General features: G+C 64.8%; 17 protein-coding genes. 3 read left to right on the top strand and 14 right to left on the bottom strand.

Annotated elements, in window-relative coordinates:
* Positions 1-60 precede the first annotated feature (60 nt).
* The 6 genes from AC04MI_RS15950 to AC04MI_RS15925 form a co-directional block, all read right to left on the bottom strand.
* Complete coding sequence (locus AC04MI_RS15950) at positions 61-798, bottom strand: lysophospholipid acyltransferase family protein (RefSeq protein WP_395453031.1); 738 nt, start codon at positions 796-798, stop codon at positions 61-63.
* A 33-nt stretch (positions 799-831) separates the two neighbouring features.
* Positions 832-2,127, bottom strand: coding sequence for a dihydroorotase (locus AC04MI_RS15945; protein WP_476498137.1), 1,296 nt, complete (start codon positions 2,125-2,127; stop codon positions 832-834).
* 79 nt (positions 2,128-2,206) lie between these two features.
* Positions 2,207-3,169: an aspartate carbamoyltransferase catalytic subunit gene (locus AC04MI_RS15940; RefSeq protein WP_056066217.1), complete on the bottom strand. Its 963-nt coding sequence runs from the start codon at positions 3,167-3,169 to the stop codon at positions 2,207-2,209.
* Positions 3,170-3,181: 12 nt separating this feature from the next.
* Positions 3,182-3,706, bottom strand: coding sequence for a bifunctional pyr operon transcriptional regulator/uracil phosphoribosyltransferase PyrR (pyrR, locus tag AC04MI_RS15935; RefSeq protein WP_476498136.1), 525 nt, complete (start codon positions 3,704-3,706; stop codon positions 3,182-3,184).
* Positions 3,703-4,134, bottom strand: a complete 432-nt coding sequence (ruvX, locus tag AC04MI_RS15930; RefSeq protein WP_015015582.1) for a Holliday junction resolvase RuvX — start codon at positions 4,132-4,134, stop codon at positions 3,703-3,705. The genes pyrR and ruvX overlap by 4 nt, the downstream gene beginning before the upstream one ends.
* Positions 4,131-4,730, bottom strand: coding sequence for a YqgE/AlgH family protein (locus AC04MI_RS15925; RefSeq protein ID WP_015015583.1), 600 nt, complete (start codon positions 4,728-4,730; stop codon positions 4,131-4,133). Before AC04MI_RS15925 ends, ruvX begins: the two co-directional genes overlap by 4 nt.
* 21 nt (positions 4,731-4,751) lie before the next feature.
* Between AC04MI_RS15925 and AC04MI_RS15920 the strand changes: the two genes are divergently transcribed.
* A complete protein-coding gene (locus AC04MI_RS15920) occupies positions 4,752-6,236 on the top strand; it encodes a cryptochrome/photolyase family protein (RefSeq protein WP_476498139.1) in 1,485 nt (494 codons plus the stop codon).
* A gap of 39 nt (positions 6,237-6,275) precedes the next feature.
* Here AC04MI_RS15920 and AC04MI_RS15915 read toward each other — a convergent pair whose 3' ends face one another.
* The 7 genes from AC04MI_RS15915 to AC04MI_RS15885 form a co-directional block, all read right to left on the bottom strand.
* Positions 6,276-7,448, bottom strand: coding sequence for a PilT/PilU family type 4a pilus ATPase (locus AC04MI_RS15915; RefSeq protein WP_476498138.1), 1,173 nt, complete (start codon positions 7,446-7,448; stop codon positions 6,276-6,278).
* 111 nt (positions 7,449-7,559) lie between these two features.
* Positions 7,560-13,802, bottom strand: coding sequence for a hybrid sensor histidine kinase/response regulator (locus AC04MI_RS15910; RefSeq protein WP_476498135.1), 6,243 nt, complete (start codon positions 13,800-13,802; stop codon positions 7,560-7,562).
* 51 nt (positions 13,803-13,853) lie between these two features.
* The gene (locus tag AC04MI_RS15905; protein ID WP_476498134.1) at positions 13,854-16,142 is read right to left on the bottom strand and encodes a methyl-accepting chemotaxis protein; all 2,289 of its coding nucleotides are present in this window, start codon (positions 16,140-16,142) and stop codon (positions 13,854-13,856) included.
* A 21-nt stretch (positions 16,143-16,163) separates the two neighbouring features.
* Complete coding sequence (locus AC04MI_RS15900; RefSeq protein WP_056066233.1) at positions 16,164-16,691, bottom strand: chemotaxis protein CheW; 528 nt, start codon at positions 16,689-16,691, stop codon at positions 16,164-16,166.
* Between the two features lie 15 nt (positions 16,692-16,706).
* Positions 16,707-17,072: a response regulator gene (locus AC04MI_RS15895; protein ID WP_005796104.1), complete on the bottom strand. Its 366-nt coding sequence runs from the start codon at positions 17,070-17,072 to the stop codon at positions 16,707-16,709.
* Positions 17,072-17,470, bottom strand: a complete 399-nt coding sequence (locus AC04MI_RS15890; protein ID WP_005796099.1) for a response regulator — start codon at positions 17,468-17,470, stop codon at positions 17,072-17,074. Before AC04MI_RS15890 ends, AC04MI_RS15895 begins: the two co-directional genes overlap by 1 nt.
* A 59-nt stretch (positions 17,471-17,529) precedes the next feature.
* On the bottom strand, positions 17,530-17,682 hold the full coding sequence (locus AC04MI_RS15885; protein WP_165836572.1) for a rubredoxin: 153 nt from the start codon (positions 17,680-17,682) through the stop codon (positions 17,530-17,532).
* Between the two features lie 115 nt (positions 17,683-17,797).
* On the opposite strand from AC04MI_RS15885, the gene thiD reads away from it, so the two are divergent.
* Positions 17,798-18,757, top strand: a complete 960-nt coding sequence (gene thiD, locus AC04MI_RS15880) for a bifunctional hydroxymethylpyrimidine kinase/phosphomethylpyrimidine kinase (RefSeq protein WP_476498133.1) — start codon at positions 17,798-17,800, stop codon at positions 18,755-18,757.
* Positions 18,741-20,051, top strand: a complete 1,311-nt coding sequence (gene hemL / locus AC04MI_RS15875; RefSeq protein ID WP_476498132.1) for a glutamate-1-semialdehyde 2,1-aminomutase — start codon at positions 18,741-18,743, stop codon at positions 20,049-20,051. The genes thiD and hemL overlap by 17 nt, the downstream gene beginning before the upstream one ends.
* 100 nt (positions 20,052-20,151) lie before the next feature.
* Here hemL and AC04MI_RS15870 read toward each other — a convergent pair.
* Positions 20,152-20,541 (bottom strand): IclR family transcriptional regulator domain-containing protein (locus tag AC04MI_RS15870; protein WP_476498131.1); only part of this gene is annotated, 390 nt, incomplete at its 5' end.

Genomic DNA, 20,541 nt, shown 5'->3' with positions numbered 1-20,541 from the left:
ATGCACGCTTTTACCGCACAAAGACAGCTCGTTGGGAACCCAGGGATCCTGTGTGCGTTCTCAGGCCTTGCGCAGCTGATCGACCGTGTCGTGCAGGTGCTGCGTCCAGGTGCGGCGGTCGCGCTCGCCTGCCAGCTCCGGGGGGCCGTAGTGCACCACGGCCTCGATGGGCCGGGCGCTGAGCGTGCGCCAGATCGAGCCCACCAGGGTTTCGTCGCCGATGTAGCTGGGAGCAAAACTGGTGGCGCCCGTGACCTTGTCGGCAAAGCGCAGGCCTACGGGCTGCACGGGCGCCTTTGCAGCCACGGCGGCCTGCAGCAGGTTGGCGTGGAAGGGCAGCATCTCGCGCCCGTCGCCCGTGGTGCCTTCGGGGAAAACGGCCAGCACCTCGCCGCGCTCCAGCGCCTCCTGCATCGAGCGCACCATGCGCAGCGCATCGCGGCGCGAGCTGCGTTCGATGTAGAGCGTGCCCGCCGCCGTGGCCAGGGTGCCGATCAGCGGCCAGGCCTGCACGTCGGACTTGGAGACAAAGCGACAGTGCCGCGCCGCATGCATCACCGGGATGTCGAGCCACGAGATGTGGTTGGCCACCAGCATCACCGGACCAGTCACCGGGGGCTGCCCCAGGATGCGCAGGCTRATGCCCGCATGGGCCAGCAGCTCCAGCGACCACACCTGCACGCGGGCGTGTTGCTGGTCCGGCGACAGCGACGGAAACCGCAGCGCCACAATCCACAGGCCCTTGGCGATRTGACCCAGCAGCCGCAAGAGGCGCCAACTGGCGCGCAGGAACTTCACGGCCGGGCCTCGCTATCGCAGCGTCGCGCCGTCTCAGCTGCGGTCAAAAGCGACCTGTCCGCCGACCAGGGTCATGCGCACGCGGCCGGGCAGTTCGTAGCCCGAGAACGGCGTGTGTTTGCCCTGGCTGGCGAGCGCGTCGTCCTGCACCGTCCACGCCGACTGCGGGTCGAAGATGCAGAGGTCGCCCACGCCGCCTTCCACGATCTGGCCGACGCTGGCCTGCAAGGTACCCAGCGCGTTGCCCAGCACGCGTGCGGGCTCTGCCGTGACCACTGCCAGCGCGCGCTGTAAAGGCACACCACTGTCTTGCGACCACTTGAGCGCCAGCGACAGCAGCAGCTCCAGCCCCGTGGCGCCAGGCTCGGCTTCGGCAAACGGCAGGGTCTTGGCGTCTTCATCCACCGGGGTGTGGTCGGACACCAGCGCATCGATGGTGCCGTCGAGCAGCGCCGCGCTGAGGGCGTCACGGTCGCGCTGCTGGCGCAGCGGCGGCGTCRGGCGCGCGCGGCTGTCAAAGAAGCCGATGTCGTTTTCGGTGAGGTGCAGCGAGTTGATGCTGACATCGGCCGTGACCTTCAGGCCATCGGCCTTGGCGCGGCGCACCAGCTCCACGCCCGCAGCGCTGCTCAGGCGGCACAGGTGCACGCGCGCKCCGGTGATCTTGAGCAGTTCAAAAATGGTGTGCAGCGCAATCGTCTCGGCCGCCACGGGCACGCCCGAAAGGCCCAGCCGCGTGGCCAGCGCRCCGCTGGCMGCCACGCCCTTGCCMAGGTGCATCTCTTGCGGGCGCARCCACACGGTGTAGCCRAAGGTGSYYGCGTASWGCAGCGCGCGCTGCAGCACCTGGGTGYYKGCSAGCGGYACSTCGGCCTGGCYRAAGCCSAYGCAGCCGGMYTCGGTSAGCTCGGCCATYTCGGTSAGCACSYCGCCMGCRAGGYTGCGCGTGAGCGCGCCSAGCGGGAACAGGCGCGACTGGTGCAGCTTCTCGGCGCGGAACTTGAGCATCTCCACCAGACCGGGCTCGTCAAGCACCGGGTCGGTATCGGGTGGGCAGACCAGGCTGGTCACGCCACCGGCCACAGCGGCGGCCATTTCGGACTCGAGCATGCCTTCGTGCTCGTGGCCGGGTTCGCGCAGGCGCGCGGCCAGATCCACCAGGCCGGGCAACACGATGCAGCCGGCAGCGTTGATGGTGCGGTTGGGCGCAAAGTCGGGCGGCACGCGGTTGACCCCCACGATGCGGCCCGCCGCCAGCGCGATGTCGCAGGTCTGGTCAAGGCCCGAGGCGGGGTCGATCACACGGCCGTTCTGGATCAGTATCTTCATGATTTCAAGCCAAATTGGCTGCTAGTGCTTGATTTATAAGCACAGGCAGCTATGAAAACAGGAGTATTCATCCTCAAGGTCACGCCTCGTTCCCTGCGACGATGGACATGACAGCCATGCGCACGGCGATGCCGAAGGTCACCTGCGGCAGGATCACGCTCTGCTTGCCATCGACCACGGCGGAGTCGATCTCCACGCCRCGGTTGATGGGGCCSGGGTGCATGACGATGGCGTCGGGCTTGGCCAGTTGCAGCTTTTCCTGCGTGAGGCCGAAGCTCTTGAAATACTCCTGGCTGGAAGGCAGCAGCGCACCGCTCATGCGCTCGTTCTGCAGGCGCAGCATGATGACCACGTCGGCATCCTTGATGCCTTCTTCAAGCGTGTGGCACACCCGCACGCCCATCTGCGCCATGTCCGACGGCACAAGGGTGCGCGGACCCACCACACGCACTTCGGCGCAGCCCAAGGTGGTCAGGCCGTGGATGTCCGAGCGCGCCACGCGCGAGTGCAGCACGTCGCCCACGATGGCCACAGTGAGGTTGCTGAAGTCCTTTTTGTAGTGGCGGATGGTGTACATGTCCAGCAACCCCTGCGTGGGGTGGGCATGCCGTCCGTCGCCGGCGTTGATCACGTGCACATGCGGCGCCACGTGCTGCGCGATCAGGTAAGGCGCGCCGGACTCGCTGTGCCGCACCACGAACAGGTCGGCGGCCATCGCGCTCAGGTTGGCGATGGTGTCGAGCAGCGACTCGCCCTTGCTGGCCGAGCTGCGCGCGATGTCCAGGTTGATCACGTCGGCCGACAGGCGCTTGGCCGCGATCTCGAACGTGGTGCGCGTACGCGTGCTGTTCTCGAAGAACAGGTTGAACACGCTCTTGCCGCGCAAGAGGGGCACCTTCTTGACTTCGCGGTCGTTGACGCTGACGAAGTTGGCGGCCGTGTCGAGGATGTGCGTGACGATGTCGCGCGGCAGACCCTCGATGGACAGCAGGTGGATGAGTTCGCCGTTGCCGTTGAGTTGGGGATTGCGCTTGTGCAGCACGGTCAGGCCTCTTTAGTCTTTGTCTTGGACTTGGAATTGGAAGGTGCCGCTGTCGCCACGCGCCAGGGCCAGCGAATGGGCGACCGGCAAGGCCACCCGGGCAGCAGCAAAGTCGGCCTGCACGGGCAGCTCGCGYCCGCCRCGGTCCACCAGCACMGCSAGSCGCACGCWSGCSGGGCGGCCAWAGTCGAACAGCTCGTTGAGCACSGCGCGGATGGTGCGGCCGGTGTAGAGCACGTCGTCCAGCASCAGCACGTCGGCACCGTTCACGTCRAACGGCAGCGCGGTCTGCGCRCTGGCCGASAGGCCACGCTGGGCGAAGTCGTCGCGGTGCATCACCGATGACAACACACCGGCCGGGCCTTCCAGGCCCAGGTCTTTTTGCAGGCGCTCGRCCAGCCAGGCGCCGCCGGAAGCGATGCCCGCCAGGCGCGTGGTGGGAGTCAACATGCTGCGCACCCCGCGCAGCAGTTCGCGGTACAGCGCCTCGGCATCAAGCACCAGGCTGCCGGACATTCCGGGGGATGGGGTGGTCATGGGAGATTCCTCAAAAACTGTTCCAGGATGATGCAGGCCGAGGCCGCGTCGGCATCCTTGGCACCACCTGCAATGGCTTCGGTGGTGCTGTAGCGCTCGTCCACCTCGAACACCTGCAATCCAAAGCGCCCGCGCAACTGGCGCCCGAACTTGAGAGCACGCGCGGTGTTTTCGTGGGCCGCACCGTCGGGGTGGTAGGGCACGCCGATCACCAGCGCATCGGGCTGCCATTCCTTGATGCGCTCGGCCACTTGGGCAAAACGGGCGTCGCCCTCGGCCTGGATGGTGCGCTGGGGTGTGGCGCTCTTGAGCATGCGGTTGCCCGAGGCCACGCCCGTGCGCTTGAGCCCAAAGTCAAAAGCAAGAAAGGTCTGGAAATGCGCAGGAACGGCTGGCGGCTGGATGGACTGAGCGGGCGCACCAGTCATGCGTGCCCCGCCTCGGGCGACAGCATCCAGGCCTGCAAGCCCAGAAGCGACAGGGCTCGGTCGTACCGCTCGGGCACGGGCGTGTCGAAGATCACCGACAGATCGGCGGCCACCGTGAGCCAGGCGTTCTCGGCAAGCTCAGACTCCAACTGCCCCTCGCCCCAGGACGAATACCCCAGCGTGATGAGCACGCGGCGGGGACCTGCGCCAGTGGAAAGGGCTTCGAGCACGTCCTTGGAGGTGGTCATCTCCAGGCCACCGGGGATGGTCATGGTGGAGGCGTAGGCCGACTCGTCGGTTTCCCCCTTGTCCATGAGCATGGGTTCGTGCAGCACAAATCCGCGCTCGGTCTGCACCGGGCCGCCCTGAAAAACGGGCTCTTTGGTGAGGTCCTCGCGGCGCAGCGACAGGTCCACCTTGTCAAACAGGCCCTTGAGGGTGATATCGGTGGGCTTGTTGATGATGAGGCCAAGCGCACCGCGTTCGCTGTGCTCACACAGATAGACGACGCTGCGCGCAAAAGACTCATCTTCCAGGCCGGGCATCGCGATCAGGAAGTGATGCGTCAGGTTGATGGGCGCAGAATCGAAAGACATCCCGCAATTTTAACGGTGAACATGCCCCCCTCCCCCGAGCCCACTTACTCCCGTGGCTTGGTCTGGTTCCGCCGCGACCTGCGTGCCCACGACCAAGCGGCCCTGTACCACGCGCTGACGCGCTGCGAGCAGGTGTTCTGCGCTTTTGTCTTCGACAAGGACATCCTCGATGCCCTGCCCCGCGCCGACCGGCGGGTGGAGTTCATCCGGGAGTCGCTGGTAGAGCTAGATGAAACCCTGCGCGCACTTTCGGGGCATGAAAGGGGAGGCCTCATCGTGTGGCACGCGGTGGCCAGCGATACCATTCCGGCACTGGTCGACGCCCTGGACGTGCAGGCGGTCTTTGCCAACCACGATGACGAACCCCAGGCGCTGGACCGCGACCGCCTGGTGCGCACGCGCCTGACGGCTGCAGGCAAGGCCTTCCACACGTTCAAGGACCACACCCTGCTCGAGCGCAGCGAAGTGCTGACGCAGACCGGCAACCCGTACAGCGTGTTCACGCCGTACAAGAATGCATGGCTCAAGAAGATCGATGTGTTCCAGCTCAAGAGCTATCCGGTGGAGCGACACGCCCACCATCTGGCCGCGCGACCGGAAGCCTATTGCCAGCCGGTACCCACCTTGCAGGACCTCGGGTTTGAGCCCACAGCGCTGTCCCAGCTGCGCCTGCCCACCGGCGCCCAGGGCGCACAGCAGTTATTCGACGATTTTCTCGGCCGCATCGAGCGGTATGAGGACACGCGCAACTTTCCGGCGGTGAAAGGGCCCAGCTACCTGAGCGTGCACCTGCGGTTTGGCACCATCTCGCCGCGCTTGCTGGCACGCACGGCGCACCGCCTGATGCTGGAGGGCAACCCCGGCGCCACGACCTGGCTCAATGAGCTGATCTGGCGGGACTTCTACTTCCAGATCCTGCACCACCACCCGCATGTGGTGGGCCAGAGCTTCAAGCCGGCCTATGACGCCATCGCCTGGGAGACCGGCCCCGAGGCCGATGCCCGGTTTGCCGCCTGGTGCSAGGGCCGCACSGGCTACCCGCTGGTGGAYGCSGCCATGSYGCAGATCAACCAGASSGGCTACATGCACAACCGCCTGCGCATGGTGGTRGCMAGCTTTCTGGTGAAAGACCTGGGCATCGACTGGCGCCGCGGCGAGGCCTACTTTGCCACGCACCTCAATGACTTCGACCTGGCCGCCAACAACGGTGGCTGGCAGTGGGCCAGCTCCAGCGGGTGTGATGCCCAGCCCTATTTCCGCATCTTCAACCCGGTCAGCCAGAGCGAGAAGTTCGACCCGGAGGGCAAGTTCATCCGGCGTTACCTGCCGCAGCTCGCAACGCTCCCGACCAAGGCATTACACGCCCCCTGGCTGGCGCGGCCCCTGGAGCTGCAGGAAGCGGGCGTACGTCTGGGAGACACCTACCCCTTGCCTGTGGTGGAGCACGATGCCGCACGGCAACGCACGTTGGAGCGGTATGCCGTGGTGAAGACGGCTGCAGGGTGACAACACACGGACCCACACACTCAAGCAGGTCGCCGAGGGCTAGCGATGCGCCGTGGGCGGCGGGTCGTCCGGCGGGGGTTCCTCCGGCGCCATCTGCATGCCCTCACCGCCCAGCGAGGCACCGGCGGCCAGCCGCAGTCGCAAGCGCACATCGGTGCGGTTGTCGGCGTTGGCGATGGCTTCTTCGGGCGATATCGCACCCGCCTCCACCATGCCCAGCAGTGACTGATCAAAACTCCACATGCCCTGCTCGCCACTGCGAGTGATGGCGGTCTTGAGTTCGTCGATCTGCCCCTTCTGGATCAGCTCGGCCACATAGGGCGTGAGCAGCATGATCTCGGTGGCAGGCACCAAGTGGCCCGAAAGGCCCGGCACCAGGCGTTGCGCCACCACCGCCCGCAGGTTGAGGGACAGGTCCATGAGCAGCTGGCGGTGCGCGTCCTCGGGGAAAAAATTCACGATGCGCTGCACCGCCTGGTTGGCATTGTTGGCGTGCAGGGTGGACACACACAGATGGCCGGACTCAGCGTAGTGCAGTGCGTGCTGCATGGTGGCCCGGTCGCGGATCTCGCCGATCATGATCACGTTGGGCGCCTCGCGCATGGCACGGCGCAGCGCTTCGTCATACGACAGGGTGTCGAGACCCACCTCGCGCTGCGTCACCAGGGATTTTTTGTGGCTGTGCAGGTATTCGATGGGGTCTTCTACCGTGAGGATGTGCCCGCCAGTGTGCGTGTTGCGATGGTCCAGCAATGCGGCCAGCGTGGTGGTCTTGCCCGAACCTGCGGAGCCCACCGTCAGGACCAGCCCCCCTTTGAGAAACGCCAGCCRCTGGAGGRCGGGCGGCAACCCCAGTTCTTCCAGCGTCGGGATCCGCGCTATCACATGGCGGATCACCATGCCGACCTGCCCCCGCTGCATGTGCACGTTCACGCGAAAGCGCTCCCCATCGGCGGTCTGCAGCGAGAGGTCGCACTCCATCGTGGTCTCGAACTCCTTGCGCTGGGCCTCGCGCAAGATGGAATAGGCCATATGCCGCACATCGTCGGCCGCCAGGACTTGCTGTGTGATGGGGACAAAGGCACCCTGCCGCTTGATCGTGGGCGCAGCACCTGCCATCAGAAACAGGTCCGAAGCGCGCTCGCGCGCTACCAGGGCCAGGCAGGCCAGCAGCCGGGGATCGGGGGAAGGGGATGGTGCCAGCGGATCCATCACGGTGACTCGGTCCGCCCTGTCCATGCACAGGACACCACAAGGCAAGGCAACAAGAGAACACTCCCGACCCAGGCTGACTCGCAGGGTCGGGAGTGGGCCAGCATGGTGTCAGGCCTCGGCCGCCGCAGCGATGCGCGCGTAGTGCTGGATCAGGCTCAGCAGCTCTTCGTCCGAATAGGGCTTGCCCAGGTAATGGTTCACACCCAGCTCCATCGCGTGCTCGCGGTGCTTTTCAGCAATCCGCGAGGTGATCATGATGATGGGCAGATCACGCAAGGCACCGTCTGCCCGGATGTTGCGCGCCAGRTCGAAGCCGTCCATGCGCGGCATYTCGATGTCSGACAGMACCACCGYCGGGCGCTCCTSCTGCAGACGCTCCAGCGCCTRCAGGCCATCGGCCGCCAGGGCCACACGGTAGCCTTCGCGCTGCAGCAGGCGCTGCGTCACGCGRCGCACGGTGATGGAGTCGTCCACCACCAGCACCAAAGGCACCTGGCTGGGGCCCGACAACTGTTGAGACACCACGGCTTTACCCGTACCGCCGGCAGCGGGGGTGTCGGGCGCTGGTGCCATGTCGGCACTGGCCGCACGCACCTGGTCGCCATACACCGTGGCCAAGGCCACCGGGTTGTAGATCAGTACCACGGCACCCGAGGCCAGCACGGACATGCCCGCCAGACCTGGCAGACGGGACAACTGCGGCCCCAGGTTCTTCACCACCACTTCCTGGTTGCCCAGCACTTCGTCCACGTGCATCGCAACACGCTGGGCAGCGCTTCGGAAGATCACCACCGGGCGGGTCTTGCCCGCCGGCTCGGTGCTGCGGCTGGACGACTGCAGCAGGGCTCCCGACCAGAAGAACGGGATTTTCTCCATGCCGTCGTCAAACACGCCGGTACGGTAAGCCTCTGCCAAGTCAGGGGCCGAGGTGCGGCGGACGATCTCGACCACGTTGGCCGGAACGCCGATCGCCAGGTCACCCGAGCGCAGCATCACCACCTGCGTCACTGCGGTGGTCAACGGCAGCACCATGCGGAATGCCGCACCCTTGCCCGCCTCGGTGGAGGTTTCGATGCGGCCGCCCAGCGCATTGATCTCAGCACGCACCACGTCCATGCCGATGCCCCGCCCTGCCAGACCAGTCACTTCGGAGGCCGTCGAGAAGCCTGGCATGAAGATCAGGTTGGCCGCATCCGCATCGCTCAGCTCCACGCCGGGTTCCACGATGCCCTGAGACACGGCCTTTTCGCGAATGCGCGGCAGGTTCAGACCCGCTCCGTCATCGCGGAACTCGACCGATACGTCATTGCCTTCGTGGTGCAGGTCCACCGTGATGGTGCCCGACGCCGGCTTGCCGGCCGCCGTGCGCACTTCAGGCTCTTCAATGCCGTGGGCCACGCAATTGCGCAACAAATGTTCGAAGGCGGGCGTCATGCGGTCCAGCACGCCGCGGTCCATTTCGATGGAGCCGCCGGTGATGTCCAGCTTGATCTGCTTGCCGGTTTCCTTGGAGGCCTGACGCACCACCGCGTACAAGCGCTCGGCAATCCCCTCGAACTCCACCATACGTGTGCGCAGCAGATCCCGTTGCAGCTCACGCGCCTGGCGGCCTTGGGCAATCAAGTCGTCTTCAGCGCCTTCCATGGCACGTTGCAGATTGCGCTGCACSGTGGCCACGTCRTTSACCGACTCGGCCATCATGCGSGTSARYTCCTGCACSCGKGTGAAGCGGTCGAACTCCAGCGGATCGAAGCCCGCAGCAGAGTCCTTGGACAGCGCCAGACGCGACTGCATCTGAGATTCGGCCTGCACCTCGATGTCGCGCAATTGCTGACGCAAGCGGTCCAGATTGCCCGACAGATCGGTGAGTGAGCTGCGGAACTGGCCCAGGCGCGCGTCCAGGCGCGAACGGCTGATCATCACCTCGCCCGCCTGGTTGACCAGGCGGTCCAGCAGCTGTGCACGCACGCGCACCGACTGGTTGGCTGCCACCCGCAGGGGCGCCAGCTGGGACGGTCCGGGCAGGCGCACGGCCGGAGCCGTTATCGCCAGCGGCTTGGCAGAAGATACTGCCGCCGAGGGGACGGAGGCTTCGGCCGCATCCGCCACATTGGCGCGCAAGGCCGGTGTGGCTTCGACCGGCAGAGTAACCACCGTGTCGGAAGGTCCCTGACCAATGGCACGCAGCGCCTCGAAGTTGGCTTGCAGTCCATCGAAACTGCCTTGCAACGGCTCGATCTGGTCGGCCGTGACGGTTTCTGCGTCCAGCTGCTCGATCGCAGATTCCAGCCGGTGGGCCATTTCGCCCAGCCGCATCGCCCCGGCCAGTCGCGAACTGCCCTTGAGCGTGTGCAGGGCTCGCAATACTTCGCTGCGGGCGCTGAGGTTGTCGGGGCGCGACGCCCATTGGCGCAACGCACCACCAAGCTGGGGCAGCARCTCSGCCGCYTCTTCCTCGAAGATGGGGAACAGGTCGGGGTCGATGACGTCGATCGCATCGATGTCGTCGTCCGCGTCCGGGATCGAGGCAATGGCGTGCGCGATGGCATCGTCAATGTGCTGATCGTGGTCGTGGATGACTGCAGACAGCGCGGGCACCACATGGCCCACCACGGGGGCAGTCACAGCCGGTGCAACAGCCTCAGGCTCTGCATCCACCACAGGCACCTCCGCCACCGGCTCAGGTGCCAACCCGGCCGCAGCAACTTCGGACGCTTCCTGCTCTGCGGCGTCGAGGTAGGCCTGCGCATCTTCCTCGGGTGGAGACTGGGTGCTGACCACCTCGGTTTCCAGAATCTGGCGCAGCTGGGCCAGCACTTCCGGGCTGGGCTCTTTGAGGAACCCGGCAGCAAACTGGTGCAACAGGCGGCGGATGTCCTCCGCTGCTGCCATGAACGCTGCCGCCTGCTCCTCGGTGCCACCCGACTGCAGCTGCACATGCTGCAGCGTGTGCTCCAGCACGCGGGCCATTTCGGACAGCGCGGTGAAGCCCACCGTGGCCGAACTGCCGGCGAGCGAGTGCGACAGGGCCACCGCCGTGTCAGGCAGCGGCTCATGCAGTTCCAGCGCCCATTCCTGCAAACAGGTCACCAAGCGACGAGACCATTCATCGGCCTCATTCAGGTACACGTTGTACAGCGGGATACCGATGCGCAGCGTGTCGATGACCTTCACCGCATCGTCGCTGCCGCCTTCTTCCTGCGGCAGGGCATCGAGCAGATGCGCCACTTCTTGCGCGGGCTCCACTTCAGCGATCAGGTCGTCTGGCAACGCTTCGGAACCGGCCACAGCCACGTCCTCGGGGGCAGGTGCAAGCAGTTCGGCAGCCTCGGCCGACTCGGCCTCCAGCAGCTTCTCCAGCTCAGCCACGTCCAGGGCTTCCAGCCCATCCGAAGGAATGCGGGCCTCTGTATCCACCGCATTTTGCGGTTCGGCGGCATCGAGCACCAGGTCTTCTGGCAGCAATAGTTCGTCGCCCAGGGCGCCTGCGGGCGCTTGCAGCGGCGTATCGACAGCTTCTGCGTGATCCACTGCGGGCACAGGCGCTTCCGCAGACACAGGTTCCAGGTCAGGCAGCTCCAGGTCGAGGACAAAGTCCACGCTGGACGGATCGACCACAGGTGCAGGTTCGTGGGCAGACTCGTTCAAAGCTGCAGTGAACACCGAGAAGTCGATCTCCTCGGCCACTTCCGGGGCACCGTTGGCGCTCTCGACGGGCTGTTCGGGCACATGCTCGGAAATCTCGGTGGCCTGGAAATCCGGCACCGTCAGTTCTTCGTTGAGCACTTCGGCGGAGAGGGCATCCACCGGCTCTGCCACGGCCTCGGCAAGCTCCGGCGCGGCCTGTGGTGCTGGAGGTTCGGGCGCCATACCGCCACCCGATGGCATCGCCAGCGGTACCAGCGTGCCATCCAGGCGCATGGCATCTGCCGACCGGCGGAAGGACTCAGGGTCCCAGCCCGTCGCGCGGCCTGCGGCGATGTCGTCTGCCCAGCTGCTGAAAGCATGCAGTGCGTCGGTGGACAACTGCAACAAGCTCGGCTGCATGGGCTTTTGTTCGGCCAGCCAGACGTTGAGCACCTGCTCCATCGACCAGGCTGCTTCGCCAAAGTCGTTCAGCCCCACCATGCGCGAGCTGCCCTTGAGCGTATGGAACGCACGGCGCAGTGTGGTCTGCTCGCTCAGGTCACCAGGTTCACCCCGTAGCTGCTCAATGGCAGCCAGGCCGTTGACCACCACTTCGCGTGCCTCTTCGAGGAACACGTCGAGCAGTTCATCTTCGACATCGGGCACTGGAGCGGGCGCAGCCGCAGCCGCCGGAGAAGCTGCTTCCAGCGGTACGGGCGCGGCAACGGCGGGAACGTCAAAGGAGATATCCGGGGCCAGGCCTGCGGGCTCTGCCGCCACGCTGGCATCGGCTGCGGGGGTCGACTCAAAATCAGGGAACGGTGCAAAGTCCGTGGGCTCGCTGACAGGCTCCTGCACCGGAAAGCGGGGAATCACGTCTGGCACCAAGGTGGCAGAACGCTCTTCCAGCTTGGCAGGCGCTTCTTCCACAGCATCAGAGGCGCGCGCACGGGTTTTACCCATGAGGATGCGCAGTTCGCCCAGTTCTTCGTCGTACACAAAGAGCTTGCGCGCCATGGTGCGCTGATAGCTCAGCATGTCGATCAGGAAACCCAATGCGCCCAGGCTGTTGCCCAGTTTTTCAAACGCGCTTTGGCGTTCTTCTTCGGGCACCTCGTTGATCAGCAGGCGCTCCACCGTGTCGCGCATGCGGACCACCGCCAGTGATGCCTGATCCAGCCCCAGCACCGACAGCACGCCGCGCATCTGCGCAAGATGCCCTGGCACGGTCGCCAGCACACCAGTGTCCTTCGGGTTGCGGAAAAACTGGTCCATGGCCTTTTCAGCCTCGCCCAGGGTCACCCGGAGCTCATCGACCACGCTGCCCATGGTCTGGTTGTCGCTGACCCGGCGGTACAGCTCTTCCATCCATTGTTCAAGGGGTTCGGGTTCGGCACCCGCCGTGACCGCATCCAGACGCTCTGCAAGACGGCTGGCGCGGGCTTCCATCTGTTCGTCTGCCGTGTCCAGCTCTTCAAAAGCTGCCTGCAGGTACAGCACGGAGGTAGCCACTTCCATCGCCAATGCGGGCGACGGGGGTTCGCCCGATCGGGTGGTTGAATCCAGGGCACGCGTCAGCGCCTGCGCCAGGTTCTCACTGCCCGGATGGAGCTTGCGCAGCGAATCGCACACCAGGCTGAACTGGTCTGCCGCTGGCTTGAGTTTGTTGCGGTCGCCACCCGCCAGGGCAGACCAGGTTTCCGTGGCCGAGGCAATGCGCTTGCGCGCCTGCGTCAACACCGCCGGGTCAAAACGTCCGAAGCGGGCCGTCTCGTAGTCCACCGGCTTGAAGCGGTCCAGCGCAAAGGCCTGACGGACAGCACGCAATGAGGGCGCTGCATCCTCTGCCAGATCGGCCACCTTGGCCTGCGAGCAGAAGAACAGCAGGTCCTGCACCAGCCGGTCGGCGATCGTCGGATCGCCCTTGGCCAACGTGGCGTACTGCATGAGCACACGGGATGCCACGCGCTTGACGTACACATCTGGCGGCAAAAGGCCCGAGCCAAACGCATCGAAGAAACCCGCGCAAATTTTCCAGAACGCACGCGCCTGCCGATCTGTTTGTGCAGCCACAAAACCCAGGCAGGTGTCGCGCAGGCTCAGGGCGGCCTTCAGGTCCCCCGACTTGACGATGCGCAGCACAGCTGCATCCAGCCGCGCCCGCGCCTCGGGACCGTAGGGCAGAGGTGGGCGCGACACCGCACCTTCGGGTTCACGGAAACGACGCTCCACCGGCCACAGGTCAGCGGGATGAACACGGTCAGCGCCTGCCAGTGCCTGAGCATCGCGGTACTGCGGAAACAGGGCCACGGGCGATACCGCTTTGCCCGCCAGCACGGTTTCCAGGTATTCGATCAGCGCAAAACTGGCGCGCTCAATCACGGCGGCAGCGTCATCGCTGCAGGTTTCGGGGCGCTGAACAAACTTCTGCACCGCCGATTCCATGGACCGCAGCACCAGCGCCGGAGGGCCCATGCCCACCATTTCCAGCGCACCACAGGCTTGGTGCAATTGCTGGCGCGCAATGCGCAGGGGGCCAGCGTCCAGCGCCGCCAGATCGGACTCGCGTGCTACCTCGGCATCACGCACAAAGCGCCGCATCGCCTTGACAGCACCGTCCAGCGATTTGCGCAGCTCGTCAAGCACCCAAGCCAAAGGACCCAGGTCCTGATCTCCCTGGGTCCCGTCGGCGGCCGGTGCATTGTTGACATCAATAGATGACATGGATTCGTCCCCGGCTGCAATGAGCCAGCTGGTTGATGACTAACTGCTGCGTCAGGCGATCTTGAAACGTGCCACCGATTGGCGCAGTTCCTCGGCCATGTGCGAGAGCTCGCGCACCTGTTGCGCCGTGGTGCGGGTACCTTCACCCGTCTGCTCGGTCACCGCAAAAATGTGCTGGATGTTGTCGGCCACTTCGTTGGCCAGAACAGCTTCCCGGGAAGTCGAAGACGAAATCTGCTCAATCAGTTCGGCCAAACGGCGCGACACGCGGTCAATCTCGGTCAGCGCAGTACCAGCGCTGTCGGACAGGCGTGCCCCTTCCACCACACCCTGCGTGGAGCGCTCCATAGCGGCCACGGCATCCTGGGTATCGGTTTGAATGGCTTTCACCAGGGCAGAAATCTGGCGCGTCGCATCGGCCGAACGTTCAGCCAGRCGCTGCACTTCTTCSGCCACCACCGAGAAGCCGCGRCCGGCTTCACCGGCGGATGCRGCCTGGATGGCGGCRTTCAGSGCCAGCACGTTCGTCTGYTCGGTAATGTCMGARATCAGCTCGRTGATTTCRCCGATCTCCTGCGACGATTCACCCAGGCGCTTGATSCGCTTGGAKGTKTCCTGGATCTGGTCRCGGATGGAGTTCATRCCGCCGATGGCGTTCTGCACGGCCTGCAGACCCGAATCCGCGGCTTGCAGCGACTGACGGGCCACCGTGGCGGACTCTTGCGCTTGTGTGGACACCTCGTTAATGCGGGTCGCCATATCCAGAACGGAGCGGCCGGTTTCGCGGATTTCGCGCAGCTGCTCGGTCGATGCCGCCAGCAGTTCGGTCGAGGTGTTGTCCACCTGGGCAGTCGTCTGCGCCACGCGGGTCGCCGTGTTCTGCACGCTGCCCACCAGCTGGCGCAGCTCTTCCACCGTGTAGTTCACCGAGTCGGCAATGGCGCCGGTGATGTCTTCCGTCACGGTGGCTTCTTGCGTCAGGTCACCTTCAGCGACCGACTGCAGTTCGTTCATCAAACGCAAAATGGCGGCCTGGTTGGCGTCGTTGACGCGCTTGGCTTCCTGCTCCTGGCGCTTGGCGTCGCGTTGCTGGTTTTCCGCAGCGGCCTGACGGCCACGGCTGTCCAGCAGCTGGACGCGCGAAATGCCGATACCGCACAGCAGCACGAACAAGCCTGCCAGCGCCAGAGCGGCGAACTGGCCGGCGCCCAGACCGGTCTGGGCGGACAGCTTGCTCTGCAGACCTTCCAGCTGGCGGCGCAGTGGCTCGCTGTCGGCAATGATGGCGGACTGCGCTTCGCGGGCAGACACCAGACCTTGCAGGTTGCCCAGAATCGCGCTGGCCTGGGTCCGGGTCTGTTCGTACAGCTTGATCAGCGCTTCCAGTTGTTCGCGGGTCTGCGCGTCCTTGGTGGCCGACAGGCGCAACTCGGGGCTGCCTTCCAGCAGGCCCTGCGCGATTTCCTTGAAGGAGTTCAAGTCCTTGCCCAACAGGAACACTGCCTCAGGGCTCACGCCTTCCATGGTCTGGAACTCGTTGGCCGACTTGCCGATACGCTGGGTCAACATCACCAGCTGGCCTGCGGCGGAGATTTCGGCAGCGGGCGCATTTTGTTGCAGCTTGAGCGAGGAGACCGTTTCAGCGATTTCCAGCAGGTCGGACGACTGGCGGTTGATGGTGCGCAGAGCGTCACCCACCTGCGTCAGGATCTTTTGCTGACCCATCACCACGCTGGCGTTGCGCTCGGCGCGCTCCATCAGGGGGTTGACGGCGTCCAGATCGGGCTTGAAGGGCTCACCCAGCGACTGCACACCCAGCTCGTTGTCACCGGCATTCAGGGCGCGCACGTTGCGGGCCAGCACGCCAGAGCTTTCCACCACGTCCGGGAAGGCCTGTGGGCTACCCACCAGCGCCTGCGACACCGACTTGGCAAGACGTTGCGACTGCATCAGCGACTGGCCGGTAGCAGCCAATTGCTGTGCGGAACGGTCGGCCTGCTGCAGCACCCAACCGGCGATCAGCGCCAGCACCACCACACCCACGGCCAGCAAGGCCAGCAGTCGGCGCTGATGGCCGGCAGCGGTCGAACGGCCCAGCAGGGGCAGGCTGATGAGGTCTTCTTCGGCCTCGGGTGCGGTCAACTCGGGCGTGTAGCCGTCGGGGTCGCCCTGGACGCTGTTCATGGCTTCGGCCTGGTAGGAGTCGCGCAGTTGCGAACCATCCAGAGCCCCCGTGGCCAGGAGATCCTGCCCATCGTCGGTCGCGCCGGTGGCTGCGCCGGTGTCAGGCGTGGCGGGTTTCCGGTTGAACAGTTTTCCAAATTGATTGACGACGGACATGGTGCAGCCTTACAGAAAAACTCAAGCACTGATGCTCAGGAAAGCGGGATGTTGGGACAGGATCTGCAAGTTCAGCTCCTGCCAGCGTGTGCCACTGGAATCGATATAGGTGGTGCCGAAGAAGCTGGGTGAATCCTCGGCGGGCGGCTCGGACGACACAAACGCATCCGTGCCGCGCAGACCGGCGAGGCGGTCCACCAGCAAGGCAGCATTAACGTCGAGCGCCGCATTGAATGCCAGCAGGCTGGCCTCGGACAGGGCTTGCTCGGTGCGTGCTGCGGTGGACCCCAGCAACCCAGCCAGATCCACCACCCCCACCAAGCCGCCGCGCAGGTTGGCCACTCCCAGAAACCAGCTCTGGGTGTAAGGCACGGCCTGCACCGATACCCAGGGGAAGATCTCCCCGGACTGCCCCAGGGGCAGCAAATAGAAATTCCCGGCGGACTCTACAGCCAGCCAGGAGGACACAGAGGTACCTTCGGACCTTGCAGCCTGCAAACGGCTGGCAAGTCGGGTCTGGAGCTCCCGTAGGGCTTCGCGGTTTGCCATGAGCGCGCCGCTGCCTCAGTTCAGAGCGTCAATTTTGGCCTGCAGCTCTGCGGGATCCACCGGCTTGGTGATGTAGCCGCGCGCACCCTGGCGCATGCCCCAGACACGGTCGGTTTCCTGGTTCTTGCTGGTGCACATGATGATGGGCACATCAGCGTAAAGGGGGTCGCGGGTAATGGCACGCGTGAGCTGAAACCCGTTTTGGCCCGGCATCACCACATCCATCAGGATGAGGTCAGGCTTTTCTTCGGCCAGACGGCGAAACGCCTCTTCGGCATTTTCTGCGGTACGGACTTGCATGCCTTTTTTCTGAAGCAGGTCCGTCAAAAACATCAACTCGGTCTTCGAGTCGTCGACGACCAATACTTTCTGAATGGGCATTACATGGCTCCTTGTTGGGAATTGCCAAACTGCTGCACTGCCTGCAACAGCTGGTCTTTGGTAAACGGCTTGGTGAGATATTCCTGGCAGCCGACCATGCGCCCACGCGCCTTGTCGAACACGCCGTCCTTGGAGGACAGCATCACCACCGGGGTATCTGCGAAACGGGCGTTGCGCTTGATGATGGCGCAGGTCTGGTACCCGTCGAGCTTGGGCATGAGGATGTCGCAGAAAATCAGCTGAGGCTGGTAATCGTTGACTTTGGCCAAAGCATCAAAGCCGTCGTCGGCCAACAAGACTTCGTGCCCCCCCTGCTTGAGAAAAATCTCGGCGCTTCGACGGATGGTGTTGCTGTCATCCACCACGAGCACTTTGAAAGATGCGCCTGTTGTAGTCAATTGTCACTGCTCCCGATGGAGAAAATAAACAACGCAGCAGCGATTGGTGCTGGAGCGCCTCAGATCTGGACCATCTCGAAATCTTCCTTGCGGGCACCACATTCGGGGCAGGTCCAGTTCATCGGGACCTGATCCCAGGGGGTGTTGGGTGGAATGCCGTGTTCGGGAGACCCCTCAGCCTCGTCATAAATCCAGCCGCAAATCAAACACATCCAAGTTTTAAAGTCGGTCACAGCTTAAAGGGCCTTCACATAGAATGCAACGATTGTATCTAGTGATCTCCGCGGCCTGCAGCTTCCGTGCCACCCCTCCAGCAGGATCTGGTCCATGACCATCAAAGCCTCCCTTCCCCCCCCAGAAATCCCAGATATTGACGACGATGACGCGGAGGAAGCGAGCCCGGCCTGTGTGCTGGTGTTCAATGCCAGCGACCCCAGCGGAGCCGGCGGACTGACCGCCGACATCACCACCATCGCCTCGGTCGGCGGACATCCGATCGCCGTGGTCACCGGGGCCTATGCCCGCGACACCGCTCAGATTTTTGACCACTTCAGCTTCGACGACGAGGCTGTGTCCGAGCAGGCGCGGGCCGTGCTGGAAGACCTGCCCGTGCAGGCGATCAAGGTCGGCTTTGTGGGCAGCCCCGAGAACATCAGCACCATTGCCGARATCACGACCGACTATGACGAAGTCCCCGTGATCGCCTACATGCCCAACCTGTCCTGGTGGCGGGACGAGCTGATCGACGAGTACCTCGACGCCTTCCGCGAGCTGCTGCTGCCCCAGACCTCGGTGTTGGTTGGAAACCACAGCACCCTGTGGCGCTGGCTGCTGCCGGACTGGACGGGCGAGCGCAGCCCCACCGCCCGGGACATTGCCCGCGCAGCGTCCGAGATGGGCGTGCCCTACACATTGGTCACTGGCATCCCCTTGCCCGASCAGTTCRTCGASAACGTGCTGGCCTCGCCGCAGACCGTGCTGGGCAGTGGCAAGTTCGAGCTGTTTGACGCCACCTTCTCGGGCGCGGGCGATACGCTCTCGGCCGCACTCACTGCCCTGGTGGCCAGCGGCAACGACTTGGGCGAAGCGACCAGCGAAGCGCTGGGTTACCTCGACCGCTGCCTGGACGCAGGCTTTCGCCCCGGCATGGGGCATATCGTGCCCGACCGCATGTTCTGGGCACAGCCTGAGGACGATGAGACCGACGGCGACGAAGAAGAAACCACGATTGATGAAACACAGGCCCTGGAGGGTTTTGTGATGCCACCCCATGACACCAAGCACTGATCTCAATATTCCCCTGTTCGAACGCGCCAAGGCGCTGATCCCCGGAGGCGTGAATTCGCCCGTGCGGGCCTTCAAGGCGGTCGGAGGCACACCCCGCTTCGTCAAGCGCGCGCAAGGCGCCTAYTTCTGGGAYGCSAACGACMAGCGCTWCATYGAYTACATCGGCTCCTGGGGCCCGATGATCCTSGGCCACGGCCACCCCGCSGTGSTCGASGCRGTGCAGAAGGCYGYGCTCGARGGCTTYWSCTWTGGCGCRCCMACCGAGCGCGARRTCGAGCTGGCCGAGGAGATCCTGAGCCTGGTGCCGTCCATGGAGATGATTCGTCTGGTCAGCTCGGGCACCGAAGCGGGCATGAGCGCCATCCGCCTGGCCCGTGGCGCCACGGGCCGCAGCAAGTTCATCAAGTTCGAAGGCTGCTACCACGGCCATGCCGAYKCGCTGCTGGTSAARGCCGGCTCSGGCCTSGCCACGTTTGGCAATGCCACCAGCGCAGGCGTGCCGCCCGAAGTGGTGCAGCACACCCTGGTGCTTGAATACAACAACGTCGCCCAGCTCGAAGAAGCCTTTGCCCTGCACGGCAAGGAACTGGCCTGCGTGATGATCGAGCCTATCGCGGGCAACATGAACCTGGTGCGCGCGAGCGTGCCGTTCATGCAGCGCTGCCGCGAGCTGTGCACCGAATACGGTGCGCTGCTGGTGCTGGATGAAGTGATGACCGGTTTCCGCGTGGCCCTGGGCAGCGCGCAAAGCGTGTACGCCAAGAGCATCCCCGGCTTCCAACCCGACATCACCGTGCTSGGCAAGGTSATCGGCGGYGGCATGCCRCTSGCGGCYTTTGGYGGCYCGCGCGCCATCATGGARCASCTCGCRCCGCTSGGCSCSGTSTACCAGGCSGGCACGCTGTCGGGCAACCCGGTGGCCACGGCMTGYGGCCTKGCCACGCTGCGCGAGATCAAGAAGCCCGGCTTCTTCGATGCGCTGTCGGCCCGCACCCGCTCGCTGGTCGATGGCCTGCAAGCCGCTGCCACGGCGGAAGGCGTGCCGTTCTGCGGTGACTGCGAAGGCGGCATGTTCGGCTTCTTCCTGCTGCCCGAACTGCCGCAGAACTATGCCCAGGTGCTCCAAACCGACAGCGCGCGCTTCAACCAGCTGTTCCACGGTCTGCTGGACCGGGGCATCTACATTGCACCGGCCTTGTATGAAGCGGGCTTCGTGAGCGCCGCCCACACCGCCGACGACGTGGCAGCCACCGTGGCTGCTGCGCGTGAAGTATTCAAGACGCTCTCAAAATAATAGCTAGCAGCGCATATTGCACTAGCGCTTTCTGCCAATTTGGCACCGAATGGCCCTCACAAGGGCCATTTTTCATGGCGACGAGGCTTGTGGCGGACAGTCACAGCAGTCCGCGCAGTTCGCGGGCGGCCTCCTGCAGCAGCGGCAGCATGTCGCGCTGCAGGCTGCCCTCGTCCATCTGCTTGGGCGACGCCACCACGTTGAGCGCCGCCACCGTATGGCCCTGCAGGTTGCGCAGCGGCACAGCCAGCGCGTGCACGCCCAGCTCGTGCTCCTCCACGGCCAGGCAATAGTCGTCCCGCCGCACCTTGGTGATCACCTGCCGCAGCGGGCCTACCTGCGTAATGGTTTGGGGCGTGAGGCGGTGCAGGGGCCGGTTCTTAAGCCAGGCGGTCAACTCCGCCGGGGGCAGCGCCGCCAGCAACACACGGCCGGTGGACGTAGGGTGGGCCGGCAGTCGCGCGCCCAGGTGCAGGCCATAGGCCAGCAC

The sequence above is a fragment of the Acidovorax sp. LjRoot204 genome, from assembly GCF_056175785.1.
Note: the sequence above shows the minus strand (reverse complement) of the source record. Positions and strands in the feature narration are given on the sequence as shown.